Origin of the sequence: Lacticaseibacillus thailandensis DSM 22698 = JCM 13996 (assembly GCF_001312865.1) — a bacterium.
Classification (GTDB): Bacteria; Bacillota; Bacilli; order Lactobacillales; family Lactobacillaceae; genus Lacticaseibacillus; species Lacticaseibacillus thailandensis.
In genome coordinates, this window is record NZ_BBER01000002.1 from 298,210 (window position 1) to 311,745 (window position 13,536).

Here is a 13,536-nt window from a genome sequence, read left to right on the forward strand (position 1 = left end):
TGTGTGGTTGGGACGTTAGAACGGAGATGGCAGGGCCTATACCAATTACGGCAAGTGCGCGGTGACTATGCTATCATTACAGGTGACACCAAAACCAAAACTTACAGGAGCGAGAGTATACATGACAGCAAAATACACGATTATTTTAGCCGCGGGTAAGGGTACGCGGATGAAGAGCAAGCTACACAAGGTGTTGCACCGTGTTGCGGGCAAGTCGATGGTCGACCACGTGTTGACCCAGGTAGAGCAAATTCATCCCGAAGCCGTGGTCACTGTGGTTGGTCACGACGCTGAGGCGGTCAAAGCTGAGTTGGGGGACCGTACGCAGTTTGCTGAACAGAAGGAACAGTTGGGGACTGGGCACGCTGTTTTGCAGGCTGAAAGCATTTTGGGTGGTCGCGACGGGGTGACAATGATTGTCAGTGGTGACACACCGCTGTTGACTGCCGCCACGTTTGAGAAGTTGTTCGCCTACCACGCGGACAAGGGCGCCAAGGCCACAATTTTGACGGCGGCAGCGCCAGATCCGACTGGCTATGGGCGCATCATCCGTGGCGATTTGGGTACCGTCCAGAAAATCGTGGAACAAAAGGACGCCACGCCGGAAGAAGCCAAAATCAACGAAATTAACACCGGCGTGTTCTGCTTTGACAACAAGGCTTTGTTCTCGGCCTTGCACGAAGTGACGAATGATAACGCGCAGGGTGAGTATTACCTGACGGACGTGATTGAAATCCTGAAGCGGCGCGGTGATGTGGTGGCCGCATACAAAATGCCAGACTTCAACGAAAGTATGGGCGTGAACGACCGGGTGGCTTTGGCCGCCGCGGCGAGTGTGATGCGCGACCGGATCAACGAGGAGCACATGCGTGACGGGGTGACCCTGATTGACCCTGAGCGGACGTACATTGATGCGGACGTGCAGATCGGCAACGATACGGTCATTGAGCCGGGCGTTTACCTGAAGGGTCAGACCGTGATTGGTAATGATTGCCACATCAGGTCGGGTTCGACCATCGTCAACAGTACCATTGAAGACGGCGTGACCGTCACGAGTTCGACGATTGAGGACAGTATTATGCACAAGAACAGTGATATTGGTCCGAACAGCCACCTACGTCCACAGAGTGATATTGGTGAGGGCGTCCACATCGGGAATTTCTGTGAAGTGAAGAAGGCCACGATTGGCGCTGGCACCAAGGTGGGGCACTTGACGTACGTGGGTGACGCGACCCTGGGCAAGAACATCAACGTTGGCTGTGGCGTGGTCTTTGTCAACTACGATGGGGTCAAGAAGTGGCATACGAACGTGGGCGATGACGCCTTTATCGGCAGCAACTCCAACATCGTGGCACCGGTGGACGTGGCGGATCACAGTTTCATTGCGGCGGGTTCGACAATCACGAACGACGTGCCGTTCCACGCCATGGCGATTGCCCGGTCACGGCAGACGACGAAGCCAGATTATTGGGACCGGCTGCCATTGTCCGACTCGGAGGACTGGCAGTAGCGAGCGCAACGCAGGCCGTTGTGGTTACGGTAGTGTGTAGCGCGGTTAAATCAAATAAGTACAGGGTGGCCCTTAAGCATTGTGGCCACCCTTTCTTATCTACGCCAGTTGGTTGATGGTAAAGAAAACAATAGTTTGATCACTAAATGTCCGTACTGGCGCCACTAATCGCATTAATTGGGCGCGTTTGCTGTGGGGGCGGTCTTCGTCCTGACACTCTGATTGTCACACCTCAGTTGGTGGTGTACTTTCATGTCTTGCCGGCCCGTTCCTAACCAACTTTTTATGGCATTTGCGGTGTTGAACCAAGGAACTTTCAGAAATAATTTCATGAGAGCCAGTCAACGTCACTTGCTTTTTGTGATTAATCGTCTAGACTTAATACGTAAGCAGAATCCGAACAAATACACATATGGAGGCCACCATGTCTGCGCATTACGCTGACCCGAAATTAAAAATTTTTGCCCTGAACTCCAACAAGCCGTTGGCGGAAAAGATTGCCGCTGAGGTTGGTGTTGAGTTGGGTAAGTCGTCCGTGAACCGTTTCTCTGATGGGGAAATTCAGATTAACATCGAGGAAAGTATCCGTGGGGATGATATTTACTTGATCCAGTCCACCTCGGCGCCGGTTAACGACAACCTGATGGAATTGCTCATCATGATCGATGCCCTGCGGCGTGCGTCCGCCCACACCATTAACGTGGTGATGCCGTACTACGGGTACGCCCGTCAAGACCGCAAGGCGCGGAGCCGTGAACCGATTACCGCCAAGTTGGTGGCTAACATGCTCGAACGTGCCGGTGCCGACCGGGCGTTATTGCTGGACCTCCATGCGGCACAAATCCAGGGTTTCTTTGATATCCCAGTTGACCACTTGATGGGGGCGCCGCTGCTGGCGGACTACTTCCTCAGCAACCACTTTGTTGGTGACGATACCGTGGTCGTTTCTCCTGACCATGGTGGGGTGACGCGTGCCCGGAAGCTGGCCGAGTTCCTGAAGTCGCCGATTGCTATCATCGACAAGCGGCGGCCACGGCCAAACGTGGCTGAGGTCATGAACATTGTCGGTAACGTCAAGGACAAGCACTGTATCATTATCGATGATATGATTGACACCGCGGGGACTATCACCTTGGCTTCGGCGGCGTTGAAAGAAGCCGGCGCCAAGTCCGTGCTGGTTTCCGCAACCCACGCCGTGTTCTCTGGCCCAGCCGTTGAGCGGTTGAAGAATTCTCCGATTGAGCAGGTCGTGGTGACCGACTCGATCCAGCAGCCGGAGGACAAGAAGTTCGACAAGTTGGTGACCGTTTCAGTTGGTCCACTGATTGGCCGGGCCATCAAGCACATTCACGAAAACCGGCCAGTGTCCCCATTGTTCCAGAATCGGTTCCGTCGGGACGCTGAGTAGTACGTATAGATAGCAAAGGAGCAACCACGATCGCGTGGTTGCTCCTTTTTGATTGTGTGGTTTTTTTTGTCAGTCATTTTGGTGGGTCTGCGCGGCGAGCATATCCCGAATTTCTTTGAGGTAGGTTTCTTCTGCCGACGGGGCCGCGGGCGCAGGTTTAGCACGGTGGGTGAGTCGGTTGATGATTTTGACCAACAGGAACACGACGAACGCCATAATGATGAAGTTGATCACATCACTGATGAACGTCCCGACAGTGAACTTAGCGCTGAACACGGTGAAGTACAATCCGTCTAAGTTTGCTTTACCCATAAACAATGACAGTAATGGCTGATCAAATTAGTGGTGAGGGATTTCACCAGGCTGGTGAAAGCACCGCCAATGATAACGCCCACAGCTAGGTCGACCATGTTGCCACGACTAATAAATTCTCGAAACTCTTTCAGCATAGTACTCCTCCTCCTGGATGCTCAGTCAGCGTAACCATTACAAGGAATATTTTAGCATGGTTAGAAGGCTATCGTGTGGGTAGCGCCCAAAATCATGGTGAGGATGGTGTAGGCTAGGATGAGGCCGCCGGCGACAAAATGGCGGCGTTTGTTCATGACCATCATGGCAACGTATTCACGGATGGTGGCGTTGGGCAGGAAGTACAGACGGGTCTTGGCCCCGATTCCGTTCGCGTCGATACCAGCACGGCGGGCAAAAATACCAGCACGCAGTAAGTGATAATTATTCGTGCAAAACATCGCGTGATAAGGCCGTCCCTGTTGGTGTTGATCGATGATGCGGCGTGAAAAGCGCATGTTCTCCAGGGTCGTGCGGCTTTGATCCTCGAGGAGGGTCGCTGTAGCCGGAATGCCGTGGGCCACCGCATACGCTTGCATGGCTTGGGCTTCGCTGACCTGTTCATCGGGGCCCTGGCCGCCAGACAAGATGATGGTCGGTGCTGGCAGTCCCTGCGCCACTTGCCGCTGGTAGCGGGCAATGGCTACGTCAATGCGGGCGCCCAGCAGACGGGATACCCGGTGGCCGTCCAGTAGTCCGGCCCCGAGGACGATCAGGTACTGGAGCGGCTGACGGGTCCGCCAGCAATTGTAAGCGATGAGGGCGGTGAGAAAGTTCAGGCCGGTAATGGCAATGTACAACCAGCAACAGTTTACCAAGACCGTCAGTGAGTAGGCCAACCAGGCTGGCAACAGTTGGTGGCCGACGGTATCCAAAATACTGAGTAGCACCAAACCCGCGGCAATCATTAAAGTGAGCATGTTGCCCAGACTATGGCCTTCACGGCGCCACACGAGCAAAGCGTTCCATAATAACCACACTAGGTGGAAGGCCACCAGCATGATCACGGGCACACCGACGATTACGAGGGCGATGAGAGCCACGACGAGGAGCGTGGTACTATTGGCCACCATGACGATTACGGCGGCGAGGGTGAGCAGGCTGAACAAAGCTAGGTTGATCAGCAACCCGTTGACGAGCCGGCGAGGTTCACTGAGGTAACTGTACGTAGCCAGGCCGCAACAACCCGCAGCAATCAGGAAGACGCCAAAAAGAAACCAGTTCATGTGCATTCCGCCTTTCAGTCGAGTGCCGAATAGATTATAATGAGAGCAAATTAGAAAGTGGTGATAAAAATGACCGACCCAGTTTTTGGTACTAAGGATCCCAAGTTGGACTACGTCGAGCGCCGCGGCGTGTACGCCGTTATTCCGGATGCGTCGGGCCAGCGGCTACTCATGTTGGGCGCACCTAACTCGGCAATTTTCCTGCCGGGGGGCGGCGTTGAGGCTGGCGAAGATGACCAGGCGACTTTGCAACGGGAACTGCTTGAAGAATTTGGCGTGCGGGTCACAATTGATGACAAACTGGGCGCGGCGGCGGAGTACTTTTACTCCCATCACCGGCAAACGGCCTATTACCACCCCGCAACGTTTTACGCGTGTCATGGGATCGAACAGGTGGCGCCACCACTGGAAAACTTCAACACGTTGATGTTGATGCCCATTAGCGTGGCAGCTGGCCAGTTGAAGCGGCCGACCCACCGGTGGGCGGTCGCACGCTGGTTGGAACTGCAGGCGCATATTCACGAGGGTTAACGCAATACATACCGTTCGATGGCCTGAGCGACGCCGTCTTCGGCGTTGGTGCCGGTCACGGCATTGGCCTGGGCTTTGACGCGGGGATGGCGTTACCCATCGCCACGCCCCAGCCGGCATAATTGAACATGGACAGGTCATTGGCCTGGTCACCTAGCACCATCACTTCGTCGGGTTGAACATGCAGTTTGGCCGCTAAGCCAGCGAGGGCGCGCCCCTTGCTGGCTCTTTGGTTCAGCACTTCCAGAAAGTAGGGTTCACTGCGCACGATGGTGTAAGCAGCGCGGGTGGCGGGGGCTAGGTGGGCTTGTAACCGGTCAATCTGTGCGGGTTGGTCAATGAACATAATTTTGGCAAAGCGGGTGTCCGGTGCAAAGTCGTCCGGGGTACGCACCACCAAGTTAATAAACGTCAGGCGTGCTTCCGTCCGGGTGAGGGCGGATGTTGGTGACTGTCCCGCGTACAATGTCTGGTTGTCTTCAGCGTGAATGTCTACGTGGAAGCGTTGGCTCAGGGTGTAGAACCGGGCGTAGTCAGCAAGGGTCACCTCGTGTTGTAGCAGCACGGTTCCACTCGCGCAACTTTGTACCAACGCGCCGTTGTAGGCGATGGCGTAATCATCGTCGGTGGTCAGACCCAGCGGCTCGAGGTAGGTGGCAATGCCGGGTAGGGGCCGGCCGGTACACAGCACGACTCGGACTCCCGCGGCCCGGGCGGCGCGAATAGCCTCACGGTTGCGCTGGCTAACTGCGTTGTCGTGGTTGAGCAAGGTGCCATCCATATCGGTTGCGATGAGTTTGATCGTCATGTTACTACCTCCCGTTACAGTAGTCGGTTGATACGCGGATCAATGATCTGTCCGTGGGCAAGGTACTGCTGAAATTCGCCGTACGCGGGCTGCCAATCCGGGTCGTCTTTGCTCGTCAGCATGACTTTGGGGAAGAAGAACCGCTGGTCGCCGCTGACCTTACCGGTAATGGCCGCTACCAGCGGGCTCAATGTGGATAATTCCTCTAGTGAGCCGTCGAGTTGCATAATCTCGATTTGGGTCTTGGGACTCGCGCTGGTCGGGTCGTACTGGTCGTATGGCAAGTCAAAGCTGTTGTTGATGGCCGTGTAGTACGCGGGATCAAAGCCGGCATCCGCAACGGCCTGGCGCATTGCGGGCAGGAGGTCCGCCGTCCCGGTCGAAAACGGTAATGACTTCAGCGGCCGGCGGTTCAGGAACCGGTCAGCTAGGTCACTCAAAATCGGATCGGGGTACCGCTGCCAGTAGTGAAAGTAGGTGGTGAGCACGCCGTCGTCCAGCTGGAGGTAGTCATCCAGATTAAAGTCTTGGCCAAAGAACGGAATCAGTAGCCGCGGCCGGAATTCCTTTTTGACGCTGCCGGCTTCGTACAGTTCCTTGGCGCGCTTGAGGACGCCAGTGAGAACTACTTCCATCCCGCGGGACACGGGGTGGAAATAAACTTGCTGGTACATTTGGAAGCGACTCACGATGTAGTCCTCCACCGCGTGCATCCCGCTGGGTTCAAAGGCGATGCCACCCGCGTAGGGCCGCATTACGCGCAGGATCCGGGTGAGGTCAAAGAGACCGTAGTTGGTCCCGGTGTTGTACGCGTCCCGCAGCAGGTAGTCCATTCGGTCGGCATCGATTTGGCTGCTGATCATTTGGACCACTTGGGGATTAGGGTACTGGTGGTCAATCACGCTAGCCACTTGGTCAGGGAACTCGGGGCTCACACCACGCAGGATGGCGTTCACGCGGGTATCTGGACTAGTAATAATTTCCCGGGTAATATCTTCGTGGTTGGTATGGAAGATGTGTTCAAAGGTGTGCGAATAAGCGCCGTGGCCGATGTCGTGGAGTAGCGCAGCACACAGGGTGAGCAGCCGTTCGGAATTGTCCCACAGGCCATCTCCGGGTGTGCGGCTGGGGTAATTAGCGGCAAAGTTGTCACAGATCTCACGCGCAATTTCGTATACGCCCAGTGAGTGGGTGAAGCGTGTGTGCTCGGCACCCTGGAAGACAATGCTACTGACACCGAGCTGATGAATGCGGCGTAAGCGTTGCATTTCGGGTGAGTTGATCAAATCGAGAATAACGCTGTCTTGCACGTGGATATAATTGTGGACCGGGTCGCGAAAGACTTTTTCGCGCGGTAATTTTTTTTATTTGCCATGTAGTCCCCTCCTGGAAACGTTTCTACTACTTTAAGTATAGCCAAACTAGCAGTCTGCGTCACCATGCAGGGTGTTGTGCCTCATAGCTGGTGAGCGGATGGGTGGCGGAGGCAGTTGTCGGGGTCACACCATCCCCCGGTAGCCGTTGCGGCGGCTTTGGCATATAATACAGGGCAGAGAGGATGACAAGTATGGACATGACACGCGGCGTCCCGGTTCAAATTCACCTTGAAACGTGGGTCAACCAGGACGGAAACAATGAACACCATGAATTTAATGAACCCGGACAACTCGTCCAAATGGGGGACACATTATATATACGCTACCGTGAACAGGCGGACGATGATTCCACCATCCCGTTACTTTTAAGATCGCTGGGGCTGACTCCGTGATGCTCACCCGTGGTAACGCGGAAACCGACACCCGGCTGCAGCTACAGTTCGAAGCCGAAAAAGCCGTGGTGGCACGGTACACGACCCCGTACGGTATAATTCCCGTGCAGACCATTACGCCACGGATGGATGTGGCCTATACCAGCGCACCACTGAATGGTGAGGTGTACATCGAGTACCGGCTTGATGCGAACAAGCAACACTTGGGTGATTACCGCCTGCACCTGAACTTTACTGGAGCCAATTAAATTAACGTGAACGCGCAGCTAAATGTCACAAATGTGGTATGCTACTATTGATATGTAGATGGTTCGCTGGTATCATTGAACCTATCTGCGAAAACGGGAAAGGGGCGCGACTAACTTGAAACTGGAAGTATTCCAAGACGCCGACAAAAGCGAGCTGTCCTTAATTGAGGTTGCACGCGCAATCTTAAATGAAAAGGGCGAACCAATTGCGTTTGCTGATCTGGTCAATCAAATTCAGACCTACTTGGGCCGGAGTGACGAAGAAATTCGTGAACGCTTGCCACAGTTTTATACTGATGTGAACGAAGATGGTGAGTTTATCTCGCTGGGTGAGAACGTCTGGGGGCTGCGCTCCTGGTATCCATACGAATCCGTCGACGAAGAGGTTAACCACCCCGAAGACGAAGAAGGGGCGCCCCAGCGCAAGAAGCGTAAGAAGGTCAACGCCTTCTTGGCTGACGTTGCTGATGACGATGACGTCATTGATTACAACGCCGATGATCCTGAAGACGATGATCTTGACGATACTGACGATGACTACGATGACGGTGAAGCTGGTTATGCGGACGACGACGATGCGGCTGTCGATGATGATGCCGACGAAACGGACGACACGCCAGACAAGCTGCCAGATGGTATCGAAGGTCAGTTAGCTGAGTTTAGCGATGACGATGATGATACTGATTATGATGATTAGATAGTATGACTGTGGGGCCGCGTAATGGACGTGGCCCTATTATTATGCGCAGGTTAGGCGTTATTGGTGCTGTGAGTCTGCAGCAGGCGACCAACCCGGTATGGGGTTGACCGTCCTTGATATCCCTGCCGGTAATCCCTTGACTTTGGCATGTCATCCCGGTAATATACTTATTGGGCACTCTGCAGAACCTATGTAGAGTCAATCGGTTACAAGCTCCCTATTCCATTGTGAATGGGGAGCTTGTTTTTTTTGTTTTTGTTTTTCCCCGCGGTAAAGTCGTTGTTGGCTGTCGTGGCGACACGCAGTCTAGGATAGGAGAGTTGATATGACCAAGTATATTTTTGTCACTGGTGGCGTTGTTAGTTCCCTGGGCAAGGGGATTGTTGCCGCATCACTTGGCCGCCTGTTGAAGAGTCGCGGTCTCAAAGTTACCATTCAGAAGTTTGATCCATATTTGAACGTCGATCCCGGTACCATGAACCCTTACCAGCATGGTGAAGTGTTCGTGACCGACGATGGCGCCGAAACGGACCTGGATTTGGGTCACTACGAGCGGTTTATCGATATCAACTTGAACAAATACAGTAACTTCACGGCTGGTAAAATTTATTCGGAAGTTTTGCAGCGTGAACGTCACGGTGAATACCTGGGCGGGACGGTGCAGGTAATCCCACACGTCACTAACATGATTAAGGAAAAGATTATGCGTGCCGCGAAGCACACTGATTCGGATGTTATCATCACCGAAATCGGTGGTACCGTGGGTGACATTGAAAGTGAACCATTCTTGGAAGCTATTCGTCAGATGAAGGCGGATGTGGGCGCTGAAAACACCTTCTACATCCACGCTTCCTTGGTACCATACTTGCGGGCTGCCGCTGAACTCAAGACCAAGCCAACGCAGCACACCGTCAAGGAACTGCGTAGCATCGGGATTCAGCCGAACATGTTGGTTTTGCGGACGGAAAAGCCCGTCACCGACGAAATGAAGCAGAAGATTGCCATGTTTACGGACGTGCCGACGGAAGCCGTTATTGAGTCGCGGGATGTGCCCACCATTTACTCAATCGTGCGCAAGCTGAACGAACAGGGCATGGACCAATACGTGGTTGACCACCTGGGCTTGAAGACGAAGCCGGCTGACATTAGCGACTTTGTTGAGTTGGAGCACCGGGTGCAGAACTTGCAGGGGAGCGTTAAGATTGCCCTCGTCGGTAAGTATGTTTCCCTCAAAGGCGCCTACATTTCCGTGGCTGAAGCGCTGCGGGCTGCCGGATACAGCTTCAACACCAAGATTGAGCTCAACTCCCTCCAGGCTGAAGACGTGACCGATGAAAACGCGGACGAGTTGCTGGGGGATGCGGATGGCATTCTAGTTCCTGGTGGCTTTGGTGACCGGGGTCTGGAAGGCAAAATTGCTGCTATTCGCTACGCACGTGAGCATGACGTCCCGTTCCTGGGCATTTGCTTGGGGATGCAGATGGCGTCGATCGAATTTGCCCGGGATGTGGTTGGAATCAAGGATGCCATCAGCACCGAAACTGCGGATCACGGTACCCCAATTATTGATATTCTGCCTGACCAGGAAAACGTGGAAAACATGGGCGGTACCTTGCGTTTGGGGCTGTATCCATGTGACCTGAAGCCGGGTTCAGTTGCCGCCGCTGCATACGGCAACGTTAAGGAAGTACAGAAGCGTCATCGTCACCGTTACGAGTTCAACACGAAGTACCGCGCTCAGCTTGAGGCCAAAGGGTTGGTGTTCTCCGGTACGAGTCCTGATAACCGGCTGATGGAAGTCATCGAGTTGCCGACCAACAAGTTCTTTGTTGCTAGTCAGTACCACCCAGAATTCCAGTCTCGGCCAACGAAGCCAGAACCACTATTCAAGGCGTTCATCAAGGCCGCGGGGAACTTCTAAAGAAAGTTAAATAATTAATCTGTAGTTTTGTTTAAGAGGGGCGGCGCTTGCTTTTAGCGCCGCCCTTCTATAAACTGGAATAATGAGTGAAGTTGGTAACCTGACATTAAAGAACGGCCACAGGTAAACGCTTGCAGGCCGCCCAGGGTGGCGAATCGTCATCTTGCTCATTTGGTTATCGCGCCCGTCAGCGGGTTCACGGATAAATTCAACAATTAAACGTTACGAAATGATTTTCAACGAGGAATTTTTTTGATGGAAAAAAATGCTGATTCATGGGGGGAAGAGACTGTCTGGCGAGGTCACAATTGGTGGCGCTAAAAACAGCACTGTTGCGCTGATTCCCGCTGCCATCCTGTCCCGGACACCAGTACTGCTAACTGGGGTGCCACATATCCAGGATGTTTACAACTTGATGAGTATCCTGGCTGAGATGAATGTGACCTCTGACTTCAGTGGTAATGACCTACGCATTGACCCGACGCAGATCGTGATGACCGATCTCCCCAGTGGGAAAATCAAGAGCCTGCGGGCGTCTTATTACTTTATGGGCGCCATGTTGGGCCGCTTTGGACATGCGGTCGTGGGGTTGCCTGGTGGTGATGACATTGGGCCGCGGCCAATTGACCAACACATTAAGGGGTTCGAGGCCCTGGGTGCCAAAGTGGCGGACCATAACGGGGCCATTGTTTTAAATGCGCCTGAAGACGGCCTGCATGGAGCACATATTTTCCTCGACATGGTGTCGGTGGGGGCAACCATCAATATCATTCTTGCGGCGGTCACTGCCCACGGACAGACGGTTATTGAGAACGTTGCACGGGAGCCGGAAATTATTGACCTCGCTACGTACCTCAACAATATGGGCGCGACGATTCGTGGTGCCGGTACTGACGTGATTCGCATTGAAGGTGCCAGTCGGTTGGCGGCGAACAACGCGCATACCATCATTCCTGACCGTATTGAGGCGGGCACGTACTTGTCCATTGCGGCAGCCCAGGGTGACGGTATCCTGGTCAAGAACATCATTGCGGAACACCTGGATTCTTTTTTTGGCCAAGTTAGAGGAAATGGGTGTGGTCATGGATGTAGGGGAAGATTCCATCTTTGTATACCCTTCCGGTGAGCTTCACGGCGTGACGATTAAGACTGCGCCATACCCCGCTTTGCCACTGACCTCCAGCAACCGTTGACTCCGTTATTGATGAAAGCCGACGGGGAGGCGATGGTGATCGACACCATCTATCCCAAACGGACCCGGCACGTGCCGGAACTCCTCAAGATGGGAGCTAACATCAGGGTGGAGGATGATCACATCAAGATTCGTCACTGCGACCAACTGACCGGCGCGACGGTTGCGGCTGAAGAGATTCGGGCCGGCGCGTGCTTAATGCTGGCCGGGTTGATGGCGCAGGGCGAAACGACCATCACCAAAGTCGATAACATTCTCCGCGGTTATGACCGTGTGGTAATGAAGTTGCAAGGCTTGGGCGCGGACGTTCAGCTAGTGGACAGCGCCAGCTGAAAATTGCCAAAAGTGCGCATTCGTGTTAACATACTACAGTTAAGATAATAAGAATCTCTGGGTCAGGCAATGGCTCAGGGCGAAGGAGAAATGATCATGAAGCAAGGAATTCACCCAGATTATCACCAGGTCGTATTCATGGACTCAACGACTGGTTACAAGTTTATTGCTGGCTCCACTAAGACCAGCAGCGAGACTGTCACCATGGACGATGGTAAGGAATACCCATTGGTTCGTGTTGAAACGACGTCTGACTCCCACCCGTTCTACACTGGCAAGCAGAAGTTTGCTAAGGCGGATGGCCGTGTTGAGCGGTTCAACAAGAAGTACGGTTTTACGAGCAAGTAATGATGTACTTATAAAATCCCGGTTAGCGCCGGGGTTTTTGTTTGGGCAAAAAAAGGTAGCGCGTCTGGCTATTAAATCACGTTTAGCTTTACTTATATGTCAATAAGCTCTTGCTAATGAACGGCCAAAAAAATAAAAATTATCCTGTGATAAATTGGCGCGTTCACGGATAATAATTTGGTATTATAAGTTGCGTAGAGAGGCGCAAGCCAAACTCAAACCTAAACTTACACTCCCCAAAAAAAAGTTCCCCCAAACTTTTCCTCCGCTAGCGGAGGTTTTTTTTACTCTCAGTTAGGACTTTGTCCTTACTGAGAGTTAACTCGGAGCAATGGCCAAGCCATTGCGAGAGACTGTAGCATTGGCTGGCTTGAGCGCAGATGGCGAAGAACTAGCGGAGTGTCGATGGTCAGTTAGGACTTTGTCCTCACTGAGAGTTAACTCGGAGTAATGGCCAAGCCATTGCGAGAGATTGTAGCATTGGCTGGCTTGACCGCTGATGGCTGAAAGCTAGCGGAATGGCGATGCCCAGTACGGACATTGTCCTTACTAGGAAAATTATCTGTGATCGCTCGGTGAGGTGAGGATAAGTTTGAATCCCTGCCACGCACCCCAAGGACTGATGATGATGCCCCCCGCTGTGGGTGGGTGACACAAGATTGTAGGATTGTTAGGTTGTCGTTAAAGACAGTCAGTGCGCTGTTTGTCGGGGTATTAATGGTGTGACTACTTTTATGTGTGAAGTAAATCACATAAATTTACGTTTATTATAACTAGCCAGATGTGTCAATGTTGTGGTATCGTTTACGGACGGATGGCCGTCACGAATATGATTTCTTGGTGGCGCTGTCGACGTTACACAGGGATAATCGTTGTATTTGCAACGTTTATTGACAAGGGTGACAGAAGTGTCCGCCACAGCATTATTTAACTAATGGTACTATAAATAAATTATTATAAAGTTCGCCAAAATAAAAAAATATATTTATTGATGTTGCTGAGCACAGCTTGTTAGATTTGGTACTATATAACTTGTAGAGAGGCATCAGCCTATCTCAAACCTAAACTTACACTCCCCAAAAAAAGTTCCCCCAAACTTTCCTCCGCTTGCGGAGGTTTTTTTTTACTCCCAGTTAGGACATTGTCCTTACTGAGAGTTAACTCGGAGCAATGGCTAAGCCATTGCGAGAGACTG

9 protein-coding genes and 3 pseudogenes are annotated in these 13,536 nt (G+C 52.8%); 8 read left to right on the forward strand and 4 right to left on the reverse strand.

What is annotated here, in order from left to right; all coding sequences use genetic code 11:
* Positions 1–121 precede the first annotated feature (121 nt).
* Together glmU and JCM13996_RS05030 are read left to right on the forward strand one after the other, a co-directional pair.
* Positions 122–1,510 carry a bifunctional UDP-N-acetylglucosamine diphosphorylase/glucosamine-1-phosphate N-acetyltransferase GlmU gene (gene glmU / locus JCM13996_RS05025; RefSeq protein ID WP_054750143.1) on the forward strand — a complete coding sequence of 463 codons (1,389 nt, stop codon included), beginning with the start codon at positions 122–124 and terminating at the stop codon, positions 1,508–1,510.
* Positions 1,511–1,934: 424 nt separating this feature from the next.
* Positions 1,935–2,918, forward strand: coding sequence for a ribose-phosphate diphosphokinase (locus JCM13996_RS05030; RefSeq protein WP_054750145.1), 984 nt, complete (start codon positions 1,935–1,937; stop codon positions 2,916–2,918).
* A gap of 69 nt (positions 2,919–2,987) precedes the next feature.
* Here the strand turns inward: JCM13996_RS05030 and mscL are convergent.
* Together mscL and JCM13996_RS05040 are read right to left on the reverse strand one after the other, a co-directional pair.
* Positions 2,988–3,367 (reverse strand): annotated as a pseudogene (mscL, locus tag JCM13996_RS05035) (large conductance mechanosensitive channel protein MscL).
* 60 nt (positions 3,368–3,427) lie between these two features.
* A complete protein-coding gene (locus JCM13996_RS05040) occupies positions 3,428–4,492 on the reverse strand; it encodes a YdcF family protein (RefSeq protein ID WP_225353476.1) in 1,065 nt (354 codons plus the stop codon).
* Positions 4,493–4,561: 69 nt separating this feature from the next.
* On the opposite strand from JCM13996_RS05040, the gene JCM13996_RS05045 reads away from it, so the two are divergent.
* Entirely contained in the window at positions 4,562–5,023 is a 462-nt protein-coding gene (locus JCM13996_RS05045; protein ID WP_054750150.1) for an NUDIX hydrolase, read from the forward strand.
* Positions 5,024–5,078: 55 nt separating this feature from the next.
* Here JCM13996_RS05045 and JCM13996_RS05050 read toward each other — a convergent pair whose 3' ends face one another.
* Together JCM13996_RS05050 and JCM13996_RS05055 are read right to left on the reverse strand one after the other, a co-directional pair.
* Positions 5,079–5,831 (reverse strand): Cof-type HAD-IIB family hydrolase, encoded by a 753-nt coding sequence (locus JCM13996_RS05050; protein ID WP_054750152.1) that lies wholly within the window; start codon positions 5,829–5,831, stop codon positions 5,079–5,081.
* A gap of 14 nt (positions 5,832–5,845) precedes the next feature.
* Positions 5,846–7,147 (reverse strand): HD domain-containing protein, encoded by a 1,302-nt coding sequence (locus JCM13996_RS05055; RefSeq protein ID WP_054750153.1) that lies wholly within the window; start codon positions 7,145–7,147, stop codon positions 5,846–5,848.
* Between the two features lie 251 nt (positions 7,148–7,398).
* On the opposite strand from JCM13996_RS05055, the pseudogene JCM13996_RS12890 reads away from it, so the two are divergent.
* From JCM13996_RS12890 to JCM13996_RS05080, 5 genes and pseudogenes are all read left to right on the forward strand, one after another.
* Positions 7,399–7,847 (forward strand): annotated as a pseudogene (locus JCM13996_RS12890) (YwiB family protein).
* A 115-nt stretch (positions 7,848–7,962) separates the two neighbouring features.
* Complete coding sequence (gene rpoE, locus JCM13996_RS05065) at positions 7,963–8,544, forward strand: DNA-directed RNA polymerase subunit delta (RefSeq protein WP_054750155.1); 582 nt, start codon at positions 7,963–7,965, stop codon at positions 8,542–8,544.
* 328 nt (positions 8,545–8,872) lie between these two features.
* Entirely contained in the window at positions 8,873–10,468 is a 1,596-nt protein-coding gene (gene pyrG / locus JCM13996_RS05070; protein ID WP_054750157.1) for a CTP synthase, read from the forward strand.
* Positions 10,469–10,733: 265 nt separating this feature from the next.
* Positions 10,734–11,993: pseudogene (gene murA, locus JCM13996_RS05075) on the forward strand (UDP-N-acetylglucosamine 1-carboxyvinyltransferase).
* A 96-nt stretch (positions 11,994–12,089) separates the two neighbouring features.
* The gene (locus tag JCM13996_RS05080) at positions 12,090–12,341 is read left to right on the forward strand and encodes a type B 50S ribosomal protein L31 (protein WP_054750159.1); all 252 of its coding nucleotides are present in this window, start codon (positions 12,090–12,092) and stop codon (positions 12,339–12,341) included.
* Positions 12,342–13,536 lie beyond the last annotated feature (1,195 nt).